Source organism: Vibrio sp. ED004 (assembly GCF_023206395.1).
Taxonomy (GTDB): domain Bacteria; phylum Pseudomonadota; class Gammaproteobacteria; order Enterobacterales; family Vibrionaceae; genus Vibrio.
This window is the reverse complement of the sequence record NZ_CP066149.1, coordinates 2,334,766-2,356,206: the sequence shown is the minus strand read 5'-3', so window position 1 is coordinate 2,356,206 and position 21,441 is coordinate 2,334,766. Positions and strand designations below refer to the sequence as shown.

General features: G+C 46.6%; 11 protein-coding genes. 8 read left to right on the top strand and 3 right to left on the bottom strand.

From position 1 onward, the window contains the following. Window positions 1-6: 6 nt before the first annotated feature. The 3 genes from arcB to ITG10_RS10610 form a co-directional block, all read right to left on the bottom strand. Window positions 7-2,358, bottom strand: a complete 2,352-nt coding sequence (gene arcB, locus ITG10_RS10620) for an aerobic respiration two-component sensor histidine kinase ArcB (RefSeq protein ID WP_017630238.1) — start codon at window positions 2,356-2,358, stop codon at window positions 7-9. Between the two features lie 151 nt (window positions 2,359-2,509). After that, on the bottom strand, window positions 2,510-4,261 hold the full coding sequence (locus ITG10_RS10615; RefSeq protein ID WP_026084177.1) for a diguanylate cyclase: 1,752 nt from the start codon (window positions 4,259-4,261) through the stop codon (window positions 2,510-2,512). A gap of 91 nt (window positions 4,262-4,352) precedes the next feature. After that, a complete protein-coding gene (locus ITG10_RS10610) occupies window positions 4,353-5,306 on the bottom strand; it encodes a TIGR01212 family radical SAM protein (RefSeq protein WP_017630240.1) in 954 nt (317 codons plus the stop codon). Between the two features lie 530 nt (window positions 5,307-5,836). Between ITG10_RS10610 and gltB (ITG10_RS10605) the strand changes: the two genes are divergently transcribed. The 8 genes from gltB (ITG10_RS10605) to btuF all read left to right on the top strand — a co-directional run bounded on the left by gltB (ITG10_RS10605) (window position 5,837) and on the right by btuF (window position 21,416). Beyond that, window positions 5,837-10,384: a glutamate synthase large subunit gene (gltB, locus tag ITG10_RS10605; protein ID WP_017630241.1), complete on the top strand. Its 4,548-nt coding sequence runs from the start codon at window positions 5,837-5,839 to the stop codon at window positions 10,382-10,384. Then, entirely contained in the window at window positions 10,384-11,853 is a 1,470-nt protein-coding gene (locus tag ITG10_RS10600) for a glutamate synthase subunit beta (protein WP_017630242.1), read from the top strand. Before gltB (ITG10_RS10605) ends, ITG10_RS10600 begins: the two co-directional genes overlap by 1 nt. A gap of 428 nt (window positions 11,854-12,281) precedes the next feature. Continuing rightward, window positions 12,282-16,745 (top strand): glutamate synthase large subunit, encoded by a 4,464-nt coding sequence (gltB, locus tag ITG10_RS10595; protein WP_017630243.1) that lies wholly within the window; start codon window positions 12,282-12,284, stop codon window positions 16,743-16,745. 16 nt (window positions 16,746-16,761) lie between these two features. Next, window positions 16,762-18,174 (top strand): FAD-dependent oxidoreductase, encoded by a 1,413-nt coding sequence (locus ITG10_RS10590; protein ID WP_017630244.1) that lies wholly within the window; start codon window positions 16,762-16,764, stop codon window positions 18,172-18,174. Between the two features lie 165 nt (window positions 18,175-18,339). After that, window positions 18,340-18,768 (top strand): DUF1499 domain-containing protein, encoded by a 429-nt coding sequence (locus ITG10_RS10585; protein WP_026084178.1) that lies wholly within the window; start codon window positions 18,340-18,342, stop codon window positions 18,766-18,768. 126 nt (window positions 18,769-18,894) lie between these two features. After that, on the top strand, window positions 18,895-19,590 hold the full coding sequence (gene mtnN, locus ITG10_RS10580) for a 5'-methylthioadenosine/S-adenosylhomocysteine nucleosidase (protein WP_017630246.1): 696 nt from the start codon (window positions 18,895-18,897) through the stop codon (window positions 19,588-19,590). 10 nt (window positions 19,591-19,600) lie between these two features. After that, entirely contained in the window at window positions 19,601-20,554 is a 954-nt protein-coding gene (locus tag ITG10_RS10575; RefSeq protein ID WP_017630247.1) for a cobalamin biosynthesis family protein, read from the top strand. A gap of 1 nt (window position 20,555) precedes the next feature. Continuing rightward, entirely contained in the window at window positions 20,556-21,416 is an 861-nt protein-coding gene (btuF, locus tag ITG10_RS10570) for a vitamin B12 ABC transporter substrate-binding protein BtuF (RefSeq protein ID WP_017630248.1), read from the top strand. Window positions 21,417-21,441 lie beyond the last annotated feature (25 nt).

Below are 21,441 nucleotides of genomic sequence, written 5' to 3'. Positions count from 1 at the left end.
ATTCTTCTACCTTTGGTTTAACCAACTTTTTAGGACTTCAATGTCATTCTGGTATTCGTTATTAATTTCATCGACCCAATCTGAAATATTCTCCCACCAAGCAGGCATATCTGGAGACTGAGCTTTCTGAGCAACTTGCTGTATGCGTTTCAAACCAATCGAACCTGCCGCGCCTTTGATCTTGTGCGCCTCAGAAACGATGCTGGCTTGATCTTTCGCGACCATGTTGGAGTTCAATATTTCCATATACTCCGGCATCATATCTTCAAACATCGCGATGCTATCCAAAACCGGTTTCGGCCCAACAATATCAACATAAGACTCTAGCATATCAATATCAAGCAAAGTGGTGTCAATCGATGAAAGAACTGGCTTACTCTCTTCACTCTTTTCAATATTTCCGACTTTCTCGACCACCTCTGGCGCATCCTCGATAAGCTCGCTGATCACATCTTGGATAGCTCGAACCGACAATGGCTTACTGATCGCCTCGTCCATGCCTTTCTGGAAGTACTCTTGTTTGTTATTTAACACGTTGGCAGTTAACGCAACCAAAGGTGGTAACAGGCTGTACTTCTCGCGGTAGTACTGAGCGATGTCGAAGCCGGTCATGTCTGGCAGTTGGATATCCAACAGTACCAAGTCATAGTCTTCAGGGTTGAAAGCAATTTGCGCTTCTTTACCCGTCATCACCACCGTCACTTCGTGACCTAAGCTTTCAAGTAGAGAGCGAGCCACTGTGATGTTAAGTTCAATATCTTCGACCATGAAGATCTTAAGATTCGACTGCTTTCTTGGCGTTTTAATCAGAGCTTGAGTGTCGTGATTAACAGGAACTCGAATTGATACCGTAAAGGTACTACCAAAGCCCTCTTCACTGGTCACTTCGATGTGGCCGTCCATCATATTGATCAGCTGTTGCGATACAGCAAGGCCAATACCTGTGCCCACCGCATGCAGATTATCCGTCCCAGATTTAACTTGATAATACATCGCGAAGATCTTTTCGATTTCACTTTCAGGGATACCGATGCCGGTATCTTCCACTTCCATCGTAATGTTGGCAAAGTCGCCATCAATGTCGGCGCTGACTGTCATCACCACACCACCATCTTTGGTGAACTTCATCGCGTTACTTACGAGATTCCACAACACCTGTCTCAGGCGAGTGCCATCCACTTCAACGGCCGCAGGGAGATCAGACAATCGTTCTAGATCGAATCTCAATCCTTTTTGTTCAGCCATCAATGCAGAGATACTTTCGATCTCAACAACGAAATCTTCAAAGTTGATAGGGGTTGGGAATAGCTCAAGCTTACGACGGTCGAACTTATCCATGTCGATAATATCGTTGAAAATATTACCCAGTGTCACTGCGCTCACCTTGATAGTTTGCATCTGCTTACGCTGTTCAGTGGTCAGTTGGCTATCGAGCAACATGCGGCTCAAACCAATGATGCCGTTAAGCGGTGTTCTTAGCTCATGACTAATGGTTGAGATAAAGGTGGTCTTATCGCGACTGGCTTTCTCTAGCGACTCTTGATGCTCTTTACGCTCGGTAATATCACGACCAAAACCCACTAAGCCTAAGTGGCGACCATCTTTGCTGTAAAAAGGCACTTTACGCAGTTCGAAGTAGCTCTTACGCCCATCTGGATATTCAAGCCATTGGTCATAAGTGAGCGCTTGGTTGTCGGCAAACACCTTCTTATCGGTTTCGACAACTTGTTGAGCGACCTCTTTGCTGTAGACATCCCAAGGTGTCAAACCGACTAGCTCTTTTTCTGTCTTGCCGGTGAGCTCTTCAACCGCACGGTTACAACCAGAGAAAACACCCTCTTCATTGCGATAGTAAATAAGGTCAGGCGAGGCATCGATAAACGAGCGCAACAATGCAGTACGTTCTGCTAATTCAAGCTGAGTACGTTCACGTTGAAAGACTTCATTCTCGAGATCGTGCATCGCTTCAGCACGCGCTTCTTCGGCTTTTTCACGCTCTTCGATTTCTTGATTCAGCTTTTCGATATTGAGTTGCAGTTTATTGTTGAGCTCTTGGTCTCGCTCACGCATGTCACCAAGCTTAGAGACCAACTTCGCCAATCTTTGACGAGACTCTTCCAGCTGATCAACAACTACAGACAGGAAGTAAACCGCCCAAGGTGTGATCACTAAACCGAAGAAAACTGAGCGGACAATGTCGATATCATCAACATTACCTTTGAGTGCGAGGGTTATGCCGACTTGCACAACAACAGCGAGGGCAACAAGCGCTAGGGCGAGTAAGATAGAAAAGCGGACAATCCCCAGTTTTACGAGTAGATCCACGTAATACTGGGCGAGATTTTTCATGGGTTTCATTTAGCGCTCCATGCGATAAGACTAGCAACATTCTACCCTGTTTGAAGATAGGAGGTAAGCTAGCTACATCACATGCAGCAAGAGAGCTAGGGTTATATTGTTTAAAACAGATACCCCGAGTAAATACTGGTTAAGTCAGTGATAGGTTTGTTTAGCGGATCGACGATGGATGCACGATTGAACGGTTTCGTCCGTCCGATTTTGCTTGGTACAACGCGCTATCAGCCAAGGCAACCGCAGACTCCATTTCATCATCAGGAGTCGGAATGTAAGAGATAATACCAATACTCACCGTGATGAATTCGGAGACTGCCGATTTCTCGTGTATTAGCCCCAGTTTAAGGACTTCACTATGAATGCGCTCTGCCACCAGCTGCGCACCATCAGCCGTTGTATTAGGCAGAATAAAGCCGAACTCTTCACCGCCATAACGAGCCACACAATCTGACGAGCGATTGAGCACCTTTTTAAAAGCCTGAGAGACTTGAATCAGCGCATCATCACCTTGCTGGTGTCCGTAATAATCGTTATAGCCTTTAAAGAAGTCGATATCACACAGCATAATCGTCAGTGGCAACTTCTCACGCACATGATAGTGCCACAGTGTCGACAGCTGCTCATCAAAACGGCGTCGGTTAGATACTTGAGTCAGGCTGTCCATAAAGCTGAGACGCTCAAGCTCAAGATTCGCTTCTTCCAACTTCTGCTCAGCAAGGTAACGTTCGGTGATATCACGCGCCATGATCAGCACACCATTGGTGCTTGAGGCAGGATCTCTAAACGGAGATTTCACCACATCGTACCAAGTGTATTCGCCATCACTAGACACCACCTTATCGATGTAACGCAGTGATTTACCGTGATGCAGTACTTGATGATCGGTGTCTGATATGCGCATGTACATGCTGTTTGGCACCACGTCTTGCAGACGCTTACCGACTAAATCACTCACTTCAGAAATACCAAGCGCCGCGACGAATGGCTTATTACACGCTTGATAAACCATGTTCTCGTTGAAGATACCAATCGAGTCAGGGCTGGCCTCTAAAATGTTTTGTAAGATGGTGTCACGCTGGGCAAGTGCGACTTCGGTATCTTTACGCTTCTCCATCTCGCCACGCAGTTTCTGCTGCATGTCATGCCAATCGGTCACATCATGGCTAATAGAGAGCGTACCTATGGTTTCTCCGTCTTGGGAAAGCAACACACTTTGATAGGTTTCGAGCAGGCAACCTTTGCCGTCTTGGTCGGTTGTCCACGACCGCTCACTGACACGACCTTTTAATGCACCGCCAGATACACTCAAGGTGCCCTCTTCAGGACGACCATGCCAAAACTTTTTAAACGAACGATTACTCGCGACCAACTCACCCTTCTGATCTTTTACATAGATCAGCTCAGACAGAGAATCCAAAGCCGTACGCGCAACATTTAGTTCGCGAACCTCTTGGGACTGCTCTTCATTAGTATTCTTGTAGGGAGAGGCGTGAATCATCCACGCTTTCTTGCTTCTAAAGCGGATCTTACGGGCCACTAAATTGATCTTAAAAGATTCAAATTCAGAAAGAGCCCAAAACGAGATCTGCTCAAATGCTCGAGAGTTGATGTGATTGGTTAAATAGTGGCGAAAGCTGTTCTCACTCTCCACGGTAGGAAAGCGAAAATTAACACCGATTTGGCGGATACCAAGCAACTGCATCGCTTGGCGATTGGCATAGAGGATCTCGCCACTTCGCACATCGACGAAATAGAGTGGCGACGGAGTAGAGAGAAGAAGCTGTTCAATATGCGACTGATAACGTGAATAAAGATGCCAGCAGATGAGAGCAATCAGCAACATGAGAACGATATAAATACCGTAGCCATACGCCCTGTCCCACAACCAAGTCATTACCAGTTCCATTTACTCTCAATCTATACCATAAATTCTGTGAGGGAAATGTTACCACTATTTGTTGGTTTTATCTGCTGTTACCTACTCTCACCTATTTCTATCAATTGGCTGCGTTTAAAACGGGTAGCGTGTACTCAAATGCTGAACCCGCTTTGATGCCTTGCGCGCCAGTTTTATCGAGTGAACGACCAATCTCAGTCATCGCCAACCAGCGGTTTTCACACCATAAAGGCGAGAGCAACGTTGGACGTCTCGCGGCTGATGAAACGCGATGATAAACCACGTTCGCAGGTGTACGTTGAATGATATCCGTAGCAACATCTATGTACTCTTCAAGGCTTGGTGCTTCTAGCTTTCCTGCTTTCCACGCCTTAGCCATGGTACTACCCTCTACTATATGAAGGCCGTGAAGTTTGATGCCATCGGTTCCTACCACTAATACCTTGTCTAAAGTTTCAAGATTGTCCGCTTTGGTCTCTTTTGGCAGGCCAACAATTAGATGAGTACACACCTTGATACCTAACGCACGTGCGCGGTTGGTGATCGTTTCATACACCGCAAAATCGTGTCCGCGGTTAATGCGTTTTAGGGTCTTATCATTGGCGGTTTGCAAGCCAAGTTCCAGCCAGATTTCATAGCCTTGCTTTACGTAACCCGCGAGCAGATCCAACACCGCATCAGGTACACAATCTGGCCTTGTACCAACACAAAGACCAACGATGTCGGCGCCCGGTGCTTTTAGTGCTTCTTCATACATATTCTTGAGCACTTGCACCTCAGCATAAGTGCTGGTGTACGCCTGAAAATAAGCAAGATACTTCTTAGCACGAGCAATTTCACCCGCACGATCTTTTAACTGGTCAGCAATACTTTGAACCTGAGTTTGTTCATCAGCAAAGGAAGCCACATTGCAAAAAGTGCAGCCTCCGCGGCCAATGGTGCCATCTCGGTTTGGACAACTAAATCCGCCGTGCAGTGTTAGCTTGTGAACCTTTTCGCCATAACGACGTTGAAGATCTTGGCCGATAGTATTGACCAACTCATGTAATTGCATATTTTCAAAGCGCTCAAGTAAATAAGAATGAATATCAGTCTTTTTTTGAAAAAAAATTACATCCCTGCAAAATTCGACCAATTAGTTTACTCAAGGCTTTTTGCGAGCAACCTATCAAATATCAATAAACATGCAAAAAATCGGCTCTATTTGCCTAATGTTGCACATTTGTTAGACAAAAAATTCAAAATAAAACGAAAAAAATGGTCTACATGGGTCAACTTTCATTGCAATTCGCCTAGACAAAATTGTAGGATACTTACACATATTGGCTATTTTTGAGTATTTACTTACAACGAAAACTTGCTAATAAGTCGGTGATATCTAACTCCCACCTATATAAACCACTAGTTTGTGGTTAAAAATAAACGGATATCACTAAGGATTGTTTTTCTCGCAATACTTTTCCTGCGAGATACGGAAAGGATTCAAACCGCCAGCATAGGCAGGTTTAGACCCATAAATATAAAAGGACAAGGCTGACTTTATACAAAGAAGTTGCGCCTAGATTTAACTGGAAGGATGTATCTATGGTAGATCAAGAGCAGAACTCACAGGGTCTGTATACTCCTGAACTGGAGCATGACGCTTGTGGTATCGGTTTTGTTGCGCATCTAAAGAATCGCAAATCTCATGATGTAGTAACTCAAGCACTCGATATGCTTGCACGTATGGAACACCGTGGCGGCCAAGGCTGTGATCCGTGTTCTGGTGATGGTGCAGGTATCCTGCTACAGAAGCCGCACGAATTCTTACTAGAAGAAGCCGTAAAGCTTGGAATTAAACTGCCATCTTTTGAAAAATATGGTGTTGGTGTTGTACTTTTCCCTAAAGATGAACACAAACGTGCACAGTGTCGTGACATTCTAGAACGCAATGCACAACGCCTAGAGTTAGAAGTTATCGGCTACCGTGAACTTCCAACTGACAACTCAATGATTGGTGCTGACCCACTAAGCACTGAACCTCAATTTGAACACGTATTTATCTCTGGCGGCCCTGGTATTACTCCAGAAGAGCTTGAGCGCAAACTGTACGTTCTACGTAACTACACCGTTCGTGTGTGCCTAGAAAGCGTGTCAAATATCGGTGATGACTTCTACATTAACTCTATGTCTTACAAGACATTGGTGTACAAAGGTCAGCTAACAACAGAACAAGTTCCTCAGTACTTCCTAGATCTGCAAAACCCAACTATGGTGACAGCTCTAGCACTTGTACACTCTCGCTTCTCTACCAATACATTCCCACGTTGGCGTCTAGCTCAGCCTTTCCGTTACATCGCGCACAATGGCGAAATCAATACGGTTCGCGGTAACCTAAACTGGATGAAAGCGCGTGAAGCGATCCTTGAATCGGATCTATTCACACAAGCTGAAATCGACATGCTACTGCCTATCTGTCAGGAAGGTAGCTCGGATTCATCAAACTTCGATATGGCACTTGAGTTACTTGTTCTTTCAGGTCGTACTCTGCCACACGCATTGATGATGATGATCCCGGAAGCATGGCAAGAAAACAAAAACATGGACCCAACACGTCGCGCGTTCTACCAGTACCACGCGAACGTAATGGAACCATGGGATGGCCCAGCATCTGTATGTTTCACTGATGGTGTTCAAGTAGGTGCAACACTTGACCGTAACGGTCTGCGCCCTTCTCGCTACACAGTGACAAAAGACGATTTCCTAGTGATGGCGTCTGAGTCTGGCGTTGTTGAAATCGCACCAGAAAACGTTGAATACCGTGGTCGTCTACAACCAGGCCGTATCTTTGTTGCTGACCTTGAGCAAGGCCGCATCATTTCTGATGAAGAAGTGAAAGATGGCATCGCGAAAGCACAACCTTACGAGAAATGGGTTGAAGAAAACCTTCTGAGCTTGAAAAAGCTACCAGACGCGAGCAACGAATTTAGCCAACCTTCTCCAGAGAAGCTTCTGCACAAACAACAATCGTTTGGTGTGAGCTCTGAAGAAGTAAACGAAATCATTCTACCTCTTGCGAAAACAGGCTATGAGCCGCTTTCTGCAATGGGGGCTGACTGGCCGCTAGCGATTCTTTCTCACCAATCGCAGCACCTTTCAAACTACTTCAAACAGCTGTTTGCTCAAGTAACTAACCCGCCTATCGACCCGATTCGTGAGCGCATGGTTATGTCTCTGAACACTTACCTAGGTAAAGATCAGAACTTACTTGCTGAAACACCTGAGCACTGTCAAAAAGTAGAGCTTGAGTCTCCAGTACTGTCTAACTCTGAGCTAGAAAAGCTACGTGCAATCGATAACGAGCACCTTCAAGCGAAGACGCTGGATATCGTATTCCAAGCAAATGGCGACCAAGGTAAGTTAGAGCGCGCACTTAAGCGTATCTGCCAATACGCAGAAGACGCAGTAATTGATGGCTACTCTATCATCCTACTGACTGACCGTGCGGTTAACTCTAACCACGCCGCTATCCCAGCAATGCTGGCAGTCGGCGCGGTTCACCACCACCTAATCCGTAAAGGCCTACGTGCTAAGTGTGACATCGTTGTTGAGACGGGTGATGCTCGTGAAACACACCACTTTGCAACGCTTATCGGTTACGGTGCGAACGCAGTTAACCCATACCTAGTGATTGAAACGATTGTTGAACTGCAACGTACTAAAAAGCTAGATCCAAACGTACACCCACGCGAGTTCTTCGATAACTACCGTAAAGGTGTTAACGGCGGTCTACTGAAGATCTTCTCTAAAATGGGGATCTCTACGCTGCAGTCTTACCACGGTGCACAAATTTTTGAAGCACTTGGTGTAAGCAAATCAGTGGTTGAAAAATACTTCACTGGTACTGTTTCTCGTATCCAAGGTCTAACGATCGACGATATCGCACGTGAAGTGCTTGTTCGTCACCGTGTTGGTTACCCAGCTCGTGAAATCCCAGCTCAAATCCTTGATGTTGGTGGTGTTTACCAGTGGAAACAACGTGGTGAGAAACACTTATTCAACCCAGAAACGATTTCTCTACTTCAAGAGTCGACGCGTAACAAAGATTACGGTCAGTTCAAGAAGTACGCAAAAGCAGTCGATGACCAAGGCGACAACGCAGCAACGCTACGTAGCCAACTTGATTTCATCAAGAACCCTGCAGGCTCTATTCCTCTAGCAGAAGTAGAACCAATTGAGAACATCCTTAAGCGTTTCGCTACTGGCGCAATGAGCTTTGGTTCAATCTCGCATGAGGCTCACTCAACACTGGCTGTTGCAATGAACCGCATTGGCGCGAAATCAAACTCAGGTGAAGGTGGTGAAGACCCAGCACGTTTCGAACGTAAAGAAAACGGCGACTGGGAACGTTCAGCAATCAAACAGGTGGCTTCTGGTCGCTTTGGTGTAACGTCTTACTACCTATCTAACGCTGATGAGCTGCAAATCAAGATGGCTCAAGGTGCGAAGCCTGGTGAAGGTGGTCAACTACCTGGTGATAAGGTTGATGACTGGATCGGCGCAACGCGTCACTCGACTCCGGGCGTAGGTCTTATCTCGCCACCGCCACACCACGATATCTACTCAATCGAAGATTTGGCTCAGCTAATCTACGATCTGAAAAACGCCAACCGTAACGGCCGTGTAAACGTGAAGCTAGTATCAGAGGCTGGCGTAGGTACAATTGCATCAGGTGTAGCAAAAGCGAAAGCTGACGTAGTACTTATCGCAGGTTTTGATGGTGGTACGGGTGCATCTCCGATGTCTTCTATCCGTCACACTGGTCTGCCTTGGGAGCTGGGTCTAGCGGAAACGCACCAAACACTACTGAAAAACGGCCTACGTAACCGTATCGTTGTTCAGTCTGATGGTCAGATGAAAACACCACGTGACCTTGCAGTAGCAACACTACTTGGTGCTGAGGAATGGGGCGTAGCAACAGCAGCATTGGTTGTTGAAGGCTGTATCATGATGCGTAAGTGTCACAAGAATACATGTCCTGTTGGTATCGCAACACAGAACAAAACTCTGCGTGAGCGTTTCGACGGCCGCGTAGAAGACGTAGTGACTTTCTTCCAATACATGGCTGAAGGCCTACGTGAAGTAATGGCTGAACTTGGCTTCCGCTCTATCGATGAGATGGTGGGTCAATCGCACAAACTTAAAGTTCGTGACGACATCGGCCACTGGAAGTACAAGAACCTAGATCTAACACCTGTACTGCACATTGAGCAGGCTCGTGAAGAAGATGGTATCTACAACCAGACACAACAAAACCACAACCTAGAAGATGTTCTAGACCGTAAGTTGATTCAAGCTGCAATTCCTGCACTTGAGAAAGGCGAAGCCGTAAATGCGACCTTCCCTATCATCAACACGGACCGCTCTGCGGGTACCATGCTGTCGAACGAAATATCGAAGGTTTACAAAGACCAAGGTTTACCACAACCAATGAACGTTAAGTTCCACGGTAGTGCTGGTCAATCTTTCGGTGCGTTCCTTGCGAAAGGCGTTAAGTTTGAAGTAGAAGGCGACGCGAACGATTACTGGGGTAAAGGTCTGTCTGGCGGTACTTTGGTACTGTACCCAGATGCGAAATCTTCTATCGTTGCTGAAGATAACATCGTGGTTGGTAACGTATGTTTCTACGGTGCGACCTCAGGTGAATCTTTCATTCGCGGTATGGCTGGCGAACGCTTCTGTGTTCGTAACTCAGGTGCGAAGGTTGTTGTTGAGGGAGTTGGTGACCACGGTTGTGAATACATGACTGGCGGTGTTGCTATTATCCTTGGTTCAACAGGTCGTAACTTTGCTGCGGGTATGAGTGGCGGTGTCGCTTATGTTTGGGATAAAGCGGGCGACTTCGAAACCAAGCTTAACTCTGAACTTGTAGACCTAGATCCAATTGAACAAGAAGATAAAGATCTTCTACTAGATATGCTAACCAAGCACGTTGAATTCACAGGAAGTGAAGTTGCTCAGTCTTTCCTAGACAACTTTGAAGCAAGTGTTGCATCACTAATTAAAGTAATGCCACGCGACTACAAAGCAGTTCTTGAGAAGCGTAAAGCTGAAGCACAACAAGCACAAACGGAAGAAGTGGAGGCAGTATAATGGGTAAGCCTACTGGATTTTTAGAACACGGTCGTGAGCTTCCAAAGAAGCTCGACCCGTCAGTTCGTATCGAAGACAACAAAGAGTTCGTACTTAACGAAGAGTTTGGTGACAAGATCAATACTCAAGCATCTCGTTGTATGGACTGTGGCGTACCTTTCTGTCACAGCGGTTGTCCAATTGGTAACATCATCCCAGAATTCAATGACGCGGTTTACCGTGACAGCTGGGAAGAGGCTTGGAACATCCTGAGCTCAACCAATAACTTCCCTGAATTTACAGGTCGTGTGTGCCCTTCACCTTGTGAGAGTGCTTGTGTACTAGGTATTAACCAAGACCCAATCACCATCTGTAATATCGAGAAAACCATTGTAGAAACTGCGTACCGTGAAGGGTACGCAAAACCTAAAACACCTCGTTCTCGTACAGGCAAAACAGTAGCTGTTATCGGTTCGGGTCCTGCTGGCCTAGCCGCTGCTGAGCAACTAAACAGTGCTGGTCACTCAGTAACTGTATTTGAACGTGACGAGAAAGTTGGCGGCCTACTGCGTTTCGGTATCCCAGATTTCAAACTGGGTATGGACGTGATCGATCGTAAGATCAATCTAATGGCTGAAGCGGGCGTTGAGTTTAAAGTGAACCAGCACATCGGTGTTGATGTTAACGCTCAGCAACTACGCCAAGAGTTTGATGTAGTCCTGCTAACAGGTGGTTCTACGGTTCCTCGTGACCTACCAATTCCAGGTCGTGAGCTAAAAGGCGTTCATTTTGCGATGGAATTCCTTGGCCAAAACAACCGTCGTGCCAACGACCTAGATCTGAAAACAGAAGAGATTCACGCTCAAGATAAGCACATTGTGGTTATCGGTGGTGGTGATACTGGTTCTGACTGTGTAGGTACATCAAACCGTCATAAAGCAGCAAGCATTACTCAGGTAGAGATCATGCCGATCCCACCAGAGAAACGCCCTGCAAATATGCCTTGGCCTCAATACCCAATGATCATGAAAACAACAACTTCTCACGAAGAAGGTTGTGAGCGTCACTGGAACATCTTGACTAAAGAGTTCATCGGTAACGAGCAAGGTCAAGTGACGGGTCTACGTATTGCTGACATCGTTTGGCAAGATGCGAAACCTGGTGAGCGCCCAAGCTTTGATGAAGTGGCGAACACAGAACGTGTTATCCCTTGTGATATGGCATTCTTAGCGATGGGTTTCTTACACCCAGAGCCAACAGGTGTGCTAGCTCAACTAGACATTAAACTGGACGAGCGCGGTAACGTCGCATCTGAAGGTTACGCGACTAACCAGAAAGGCGTTTTCGCTGCTGGTGATATGCGTACTGGCCAGTCTCTAGTAGTACGTTGTATTAATGAAGGTCGTGAATGTGCAATTGCTATTGATGACTTCTTAATGGGTAACTCAAACTTAGAAGCGAAAGCTGATTCACTCATGCTTTCCGCATAATATTTCTCGGGCTAGCGTCAATGACGTTAGCCTAGAGGAAAAGCAACACCCTTCCTAACTTTTATATTTGGCTAGCACTCGATGCTAGCCTTTTTTCTATCTGGCCTTCGGCGTTTTCAAAAACACCCTGTTGTATATGTTAAATGCCATTAACATTCACCTTGCGTATCTCATTGATATCCATCGACTATTTTAGATTATTAAGTGGCTAATCGCGTTTATGCATGATAATTAACCATGAACTTGACCTTAAACACAATTAGCTATACGTTGTAAAGCTGATGAAAATAAAATCAATCGGTTTTGTTAACACAACCAATAACGTTTTAACTGGCTAAAGCAAACTATCAGTTTATAAAAAACAACAAGTACATGAATAGTTAGTCATTTACTGTCTGGATGACAGAGAAGCAAAAGGGAGAATTGCAATGGCTCTATATGATCCTAGTCTTGAAAAAGACAACTGTGGATTTGGTTTAATAGCGCAAATGGAAGGCCAACCTAGTCATAAGTTGGTAAGAACTGCTATTTCAGCCCTAGATCGCATGACACACCGTGGTGGTATCGCTGCGGATGGTAAAACCGGAGATGGCTGTGGCTTATTACTGCAGAAGCCAGACTCTTACCTCAGAATTATCGCAGAAGAGAATAACTTCAACCTCGGCAAGCAATACGCTGTCGGCATGATTTTCTTCAGCCAAGACCCAATCAAAGCGCAATCCGCGCAAGACATCGTCAATAAAGAGCTAGCTCAAGAGACACTCACAGTCGCAGGTTGGCGTGTCGTGCCGACTAACACCGACGTTTTGGGTCCAATCGCAAAAGACTCGGTTCCAAACATTCAACAAGTGTTTATCTCAGCACCTGCAGGCTGGCGTGAGCGTGACATCGAACGACGCCTATACATTGCTCGTCGCAGAATTGAAAAACAGATCACCGAAGACAAAGATTTCTATATTTGTAGCCTTTCAACACAGGTAATGGTCTACAAAGGTCTGTGCATGCCGGCCGATCTTCCGCGATTTTACCTCGATCTTGCAGACTTACGTATGGAATCTGCAATATGTCTGTTCCACCAGCGTTTCTCAACTAACACACAACCGCGCTGGCCACTGGCTCAACCATTCCGCTATTTGGCACACAATGGTGAGATCAATACCATAGAAGGTAACCGCCAATGGGCCAAGGCTCGTGCTTATAAATTCTCTTCACCGCTGCTACCCGATTTGCAAACCGCAGCACCCTTTGTAAATGAGACAGGCTCAGACTCTTCAAGCTTAGATAACATGCTCGACCTGTTCCTTGCCGGAGGTATGGATGTGTTCCGAGCGATGCGTATGCTTGTTCCGCCCGCTTGGCAAAATCACCCAGACATGGACCCAGATCTGCGTGCCTTTTACGACTTCAACTCCAAGCACATGGAACCGTGGGATGGCCCTGCAGGTATCGTACTTTCAGATGGTCGTTACGCCGCATGTAACCTCGATAGAAATGGCCTGCGCCCAGCGCGTTATGTGATTACTAAAGACAATCTAATCACGCTGGCATCTGAGGTCGGTATCTGGAACTACGCACCGGATGAAGTTGCAGAAAAAGGCCGTGTTGGTCCAGGTGAATTACTGGTGATCGATACTCGCCGCGGCAAGCTATGGCAATCTAATGAGATCGACAATGACCTCAAAGGTCGCCACCCATATAAAGAGTGGATGGAAAAGAACGTTCACAAGTTAACGCCATTTTCTGCGCTGCAAGATGACCAAGTCGGTAAGCGTAGCTTTGACGATGACACGCTCAAGACCTACCAAAAACAGTTTGCGATGAGCAACGAGGAGTCTGACCAAGTACTGCGTGTGCTTGGTGACATGGGGCAAGAAGCGGTAGGCTCAATGGGCGATGATACGCCGATGGCTGTGCTCTCTTCAAAAGAACGTCTGGTCACCGATTACTTCCGTCAGAAGTTTGCACAGGTCACCAACCCACCGATTGATCCATTACGTGAAAAACACGTGATGTCTTTGGCGACCAGTATTGGTAAAGAGATGAACGTGTTCTGTGAAACAGACGGTCACGCCTATCGTGTCACGTTTGATTCACCAGTACTGCTTTACTCAGACATGCAGCAGCTTTTGCAGTTGAGTCAAAAACATTACCGTCATGTCATTCTCAGCATGCACTACGATCCTAACCACCAAGACCTTGAACAAGCTATCAAAGCGGTATGTGATAATGCAGAGCAAGAAGTCCGCGAGGGTGCGGTTTTGGTTGTGCTGTCGGACAAAGGTTTAGAAAAAGGCAAACTACCAATCCCTGCAGCAATGTTAGTTGGTGCGGTGCAAACAAGACTTGCTGATACCAATCTGCGTTGTGATGCCAACATCGTGGTTGAAACAGCAACGGCTCGTGACCCACACCAGTTCGCAGTGCTACTTGGCTTCGGTGCGACCGCGGTTTATCCATACTTGGCTTATGAAGCATTAGGTAAAATGTTGGATGATGGCTCTTTAGACAAAGACTATCGCACCGCGATGCAAAACTACCAAAACGGCATCAACAAAGGTCTGTATAAGATCATGTCGAAGATGGGTATTTCTACGATTGCTTCATATCGCTGTTCGCAGCTTTTCGAAGCTGTTGGCCTACATTCCGACGTTGTTGAGCTCTGTTTCCGCGGAGTTACTACACGAATCCAAGGCGCGAGCTTTAGCGATTTCCAACAAGACATCTATAACTTATCTCGTAAAGCGTGGACTAAGCGTAAGCCTATCGAGCACGGTGGTTTACTGAAATACGTGCATGGCGGAGAATACCACGCCTACAACCCAGATGTAGTCGGTACACTGCAAACCGCAGTTAAAACCGGCGAAACGTCGGATTACCTATCTTTTGCTAAACAAGTAAATGCTCGCCCTGCCGCGATGCTGCGTGACTTAATGAGCCTTAAAAAAGCCGATAATCCACTAACGCTTGAGCAAGTAGAGCCGAGTAGTGACCTCTTTAAGCGCTTTGACTCGGCGGCGATGTCGATTGGTGCCCTGAGCCCAGAAGCGCATGAAGCACTGGCAATGGCGATGAACCGTTTGGGCGGTTATTCAAACTCAGGTGAAGGCGGTGAAGATCCAAGACGTTTTGGTACCGACCGTAACTCACGCATCAAACAAATTGCGTCTGGTCGTTTTGGGGTAACACCACATTACCTAACCAATGCGGATGTTCTGCAAATCAAGGTAGCGCAAGGTGCGAAACCCGGTGAAGGTGGGCAGCTGCCAGGCCATAAGGTGACGGCAGAGATCGCCAAACTGAGATACTCAGTTCAAGGTGTTACGCTGATCTCCCCTCCTCCGCACCACGATATCTACTCAATCGAAGATTTGGCTCAGCTGATTTTCGACCTTAAGCAAGTGAACCCTAACGCCTTGGTTTCAGTGAAGTTGGTGTCTGAACCGGGTGTTGGTACGATCGCAACAGGTGTAGCAAAAGCCTACGCCGATTTGATCACCATTTCTGGTTACGATGGTGGTACCGCCGCGAGCCCACTGACCTCAGTAAAATACGCAGGATGCCCTTGGGAACTTGGACTAGCAGAAACCCAGCAAGCACTGGTTGCTAACGGACTTCGCCATAAGATCCGCCTACAAGTCGACGGTGGCTTGAAAACGGGTCTCGATGTAATTAAAGGCGCGATTCTCGGTGCTGAAAGCTTTGGCTTTGGTACTGCGCCGATGGTGGCAATGGGTTGTAAATTCTTACGAATCTGCCACCTCAACAACTGTGCAACGGGTGTCGCGACTCAAGATGAAACACTGCGCCGCGAATACTTCAAAGGCCTACCTGATATGGTGGTGAACTACTTTACTGGCCTAGCCGATGAAGTTCGCCAATACCTTGCAGAGCTTGGTGTAGAAAAACTCACCGACCTGATTGGTCGCACTGATTTGCTTGAAGCCGTTCAAGGTCTCACTGCGAAACAGAGCAAATTGGATCTCTCATCAATACTCGAAGATCCTGTTTCTCCAGAAGGTCACCCTCTGTTTTGGACAGAACCAAACGCACCGTTTGATAAGGCGCAACTCAATCAACAGATCCTTGATGATGCACTCGATGCGATTGAGAAACGTCAATCCACCAGCCTTTACTACAACGTGATCAACACAGACCGTTCGATTGGCGCTCGTATCTCTGGCGAAATTGCTAAGCGATACGGCAACCAAGGGATGGCAGGTTCACCAATTAAGTTGTATCTCGATGGTACTGCAGGCCAGTCTTTTGCAGTTTGGAACGCAGGTGGCGTAGAGCTGTACCTAACAGGCGATGCCAATGACTATGTTGGCAAAGGCATGGCTGGCGGCAAAGTCGTTATCAAGCCTCACCAAGGCACTGCATTTACTTGTAACGAAGCGACCATCATAGGCAACACTTGTTTGTATGGCGCAACCGGAGGCAAGCTATTTGCCGCAGGTACTGCTGGTGAACGATTTGGTGTACGTAACTCAGGTACGGTTGCAGTGATTGAAGGTGCGGGTGACAACGCCTGTGAATATATGACTGGCGGTATTGTTGCCATTCTTGGCGCAACCGGCGTCAACTTCGGCGCGGGTATGACAGGTGGTTTTGCTTATGTCATGGATAAGAATGAAGACTTCCAAGGTCGAGTAAATAACGAGTCGGTCGAGGCACTTTCTCTGTCTGACTTATTTATCCACCAAGAACATCTGCGCGGCTTAATTGCAGAACACTTAGAAGAAACAGGCTCAGTGCACGCTGAAGCTATTCTGGCGAACTTTGATGAATGGATTCCGAAGTTCTACCTCGTGAAGCCAAAGACAGCGGATCTGAACACCTTGCTCGGCCATCAAAGCCGCAGCTCAGCTGAACTTCGTGTTCAAGCGCAATAATTGGAAGGAGCCAATAATGAGCCAGAATGTATACCAATTTATTGATGTGAATCGCGTAGACCCAGCGAAGAAACCAATCAAGATACGTAAGATTGAGTTTGTAGAGATCTACGAACCTTTCACCAAACAACAAGCGAAAGCGCAAGCAGACCGTTGTTTAGACTGTGGTAACCCATACTGTGAATGGAAATGTCCTGTTCACAACTACATCCCTCAGTGGCTTAAGCTTGCCAATGAAGGGCGTATTATCGAAGCGGCTGAATTGTCTCACCAAACCAACAGCCTGCCTGAGGTTTGCGGACGAGTTTGTCCTCAAGACCGTTTGTGCGAGGGCTCTTGTACCCTCAACGACGATTTCGGCGCAGTAACCATCGGCAACATTGAAAAATACATCAATGACAAAGCGTTTGAGATGGGTTGGAAGCCAGACATGTCGCATGTCGAATGGACCGACAAAAAGGTCGCAATCATCGGTGCAGGCCCCGCTGGTCTTGCTGCTGCTGACATCTTAGTTCGAAACGGAGTGAAGGCCGTAGTATTTGACCGCTATCCGGAGATCGGTGGCCTGCTCACGTTTGGTATCCCATCGTTCAAACTCGAGAAAGGCATCATGGAAAATCGTCGCCGTATCTTTAGCGAGATGGGCGTTGAGTTCCAAATGAATACCGAAGTCGGCAAAGATGTACAACTTCAGCAATTGGTCGATGATTACGATGCTGTCTTCTTAGGTGTCGGCACCTATAAAAACATGCGTGCGGGTTTAGATAACGAAGATGCACCAGGCGTTTATGATGCTCTGCCTTTCCTAATCTCTAACACCTACAAGGTAATGGATTTAGAAAACCCAACCCCTTTCATCGACATGCAAGGCAAGAAGGTGGTTGTGCTTGGTGGTGGTGATACCGCGATGGACTGTGTAAGAACCTCGATTCGCCAACACGCGGCTAATGTTGTGTGTGCTTACCGCCGAGATGAAGCCAATATGCCAGGCTCTCGCCGTGAGGTAAAAAATGCACGTGAAGAGGGTGTGAAGTTCAAGTTCAACCTACAACCTATTGGCTTAGAACTAAATAGCGCTGGTCATGTGGTTGGCGTCAAAGTCGTGAAAACCGCTTTGGGTGAACCTGATGAAGCAGGCCGTCGTCGTCCAGAACCTGTCGAAGGCAGCGAGCACATTCTTGAAGCCGATGCCGTGATCATGGCATTTGGTTTCCAACCTCACGCAATGGAGTGGCTAGAACCCTTCGGTGTAGAACTCGACCAATGGGGGCGAATTAAGGCACCCGGACAGCAAGAGTTTCAATACCAAACCACCAACAGCAAGATCTTTGCAGGTGGCGATGCAGTTCGAGGATCTGACTTGGTAGTGACCGCTATCGATGAAGGCCGCAAAGCCGCGGAAGGGATATTAGATTACCTAGAAGTGTGATGAGTATAAGGTTTCCTTTATTACTCAAGCCGTTACTATAAAAAAAGGATCCAATTATGGATCCTTTTTTGAATTAGATACGTCTATCACAAGCACAACAAAAATAGCAAACAAACCAATACCGATAACTACAATTAGAATTGAAAACAAGCCATAGGAAACACTATGAAAAAAGCCGCTCTCCTCTCGCTATCACTTTTAACGTTAACCGCATGCAGCCAAGGAATTACGGACATGAAAGACAGAACTTCATCACCTTGTGGAGACAAACCAAACTGCGTATCCACTCAAGATGACCGTGAGCAGCATGCATTGGCCGCGTTTGAGTTATCAGATTCAGCAAACCTAGATGCGATTGAGCAGGTTGCACTCACCTTACCGGGATCGAAAACCGCGAGCAAAACAGAAGATTACCTGCGTGTTGAATGTACCTCTCGCATCATGCGCTTTGTCGATGACTTAGAGCTTAAAATCACCAATGACAAACTGATCGTGCGTTCTGAGTCTCGTACTGGCCATTCTGATTTTGGTGTGAACCGTAAACGTGCTGAACAACTTCGCGCAAGCCTAAAAAGCGAAGGCCTAATCAAATAGATAAAAGAATACGCAGATAAATCGCTGCTATTCGGATGAGAAGTGCCTCAGGGCTGTCGCTCGACACTTCTCTTCCATGCTACAATTTCGCTCTACTGTTTAAATATTTTTATTAAGAGACTACACATGAAAATCGGCATCATTGGCGCAATGGAGCAAGAAGTTGCGATCCTAAAAGCAGCAATTTCAGACATTACTGAAGTTAATAAAGGCGGTTGTACCTTTTTCTCTGGTCAGCTAAATGGTGTTGACGTTGTTTTGCTTCAATCAGGCATTGGTAAAGTAGCAGCAGCAGTTGGTACTTCAATCCTACTAAGCGAATACCAACCAGATGTCGTTCTAAACACTGGCTCTGCTGGCGGTTTTGATTCAACACTGAACCTTGGCGATGTTGTTATCTCGACTGAAGTTCGTCACCACGATGCAGACGTTACGGCTTTCGGTTACGAAATCGGTCAAATGGCAGGTCAACCTGCAGCATTCAAAGCTGACGACAAACTGATGCAAGTTGCTGAACAAGCGCTATCTCAAATGGAAGATAAGCACGCTGTTCGCGGCCTTATCTGTACTGGCGATGCATTTGTTTGTACCGCTGAACGCCAAGAGTTCATCCGTAAGCACTTCCCATCAGTGGTTGCTGTAGAGATGGAAGCTTCTGCGATTGCTCAAGCTTGTCACCAATTCCAAGTTCCATTCGTGGTTGTTCGTGCAATCTCTGACGTTGCAGACAAAGAATCACCAATGAGCTTCGAAGAGTTCCTGCCGCTAGCAGCACAAAGCTCTTCTGAAATGGTTATCAAAATGGTTGCCCTACTAAAGTAAGCGACTAGACATGCAAACACTGTTTGATCAGGTATTTGCAAATGGCGTGCTCCTTGTAATGTGGGGAGCACTGCTTTTTCATTTAATCTTACCTATCCCTCATGCCGCGCACCCCACGACCTTATGGCATAAGTTTGCTGAACTTTTAGCAAGCAAGGTTAATAACAACCACAACTATTCCCAAAGCTTAATCTCGGGCACATTAGCCTGGGGGTTAATGGTATTACCGACTCTGGTTATTCTGTTGGCCTTGCAACCTTTGGTTTGGCAATCTCAGCTGTTTGAGTTAGCACTGCTATTACTCGCAATTGATTGGCGTAATAATGAAAAGCTGGCTAATCAGTTGATCAAAGCACTTGGTCGAGAAGATAAAGCCGCCGCTCGTCAGTTACTGGCTCCAATTGTCAATCGCCAGACCGAATCACTTTCATCACTAGGCCTAGGCAAAGCCGCTACAGAAACTATCATCATGGGTTACGCTCGTAACGTGGTTTGTGTGCTGTTCTGGTACGCCATCGGTGGTGGTATCGCCGCATTAATGTATCGCCTGATTGTCGAGTTGGCTCGAGCTTGGTCACCAAGCCGTAAACAGTTCTCTCCTTTTGGCTCAACGCCAATCAAGATCGTCGCTATCCTAGAATTTATACCAATGCGCTTGTTTGCCTTGATGATCGTCTGTGGTGATAAAGCGTCTCACACATTTAAGATGATGCTCGTTCAAAGTCGCTCTTGGCCTCTACCAGGCCCTGCATGGTTAATTACCGCCGTAGGTAACAAGTTAGAGTTATCACTAGGTGGCCCTGCCATTTATGACAACACCAAAGCCATTCGTGCAAAATTAGGCGGCAGAATCGCCCCATCAGCGCTGCATTTATCTCAGGTTCAAAAGCTACTTTTTGGTCGCATCGCTGTCTGGATATTCTTACAGAGCCTAGCCTTACTCATTATTCACCAAGGGATTTAAAGTGAAACCCTCTCAACTTGTTACACGATGCTCAGCCCTCGCGTTCACTCTCAGCTTCAGTTTATGGGCACCCACTTCACTTGCTACAGAAGTAGCAACAGCCGAACGTGTTATCAGCCTAGCACCTCACGCAACCGAGCTAGCGTACAGCGCTGGCTTGGGTGACAACCTTATCGCGGTAAGTGAACGAAGTGATTACCCACCAGAGGCTGATAAGCTTGAGAAGGTAGCAAACTATCAAGGCATCAAGGTTGAGAAAATCATCGCACTGCAGCCAGATCTGATTCTTGCGTGGCCTGCAGGCAACCCGCCTAGAGAACTCGCGAAATTAGAGCAGTTTGGTTTCAATATTTACTACTCAAAAACCAAAAGCCTAGACAGCATCGCGACCAATATTGAACAACTCAGCCAATACGCCAGCGACCCGAGTATCGGTGAAAATAATGCCAAACAATACAAAGAACAGCTCAACGCGTTAAGGCTAAAATATAAGGACGCCGAACCGGTAAACTACTTCTATCAGCTTAGCGAAAAACCGATCATTACCGTGGCACAAGGACACTGGCCAAGTGAGGTGTTTGAATTTTGTGGTGGTCACAATATTTTTGAAGACAGCGCCTCCCCTTATCCGCAAGTTGGTATTGAACAGGTTGTGCTTAAGAAACCGGAAGTGATCTTCACGTCTCAGCACGCAATCGAGAACGGAACAATGTGGCAAACTTGGGAAGAAGAGATCCCTGCTGTCGCTCAAAATCAGATTTGGTCACTCAATTCAGATTGGATTAATCGCCCGACAACCAGAACTTTGCAAGCGATCCAACAAGTGTGCGATTTCTTCGATAGAGCTAGGCAAAATCACTAACTTTTTGCTGCGTTTTTTCGTACAA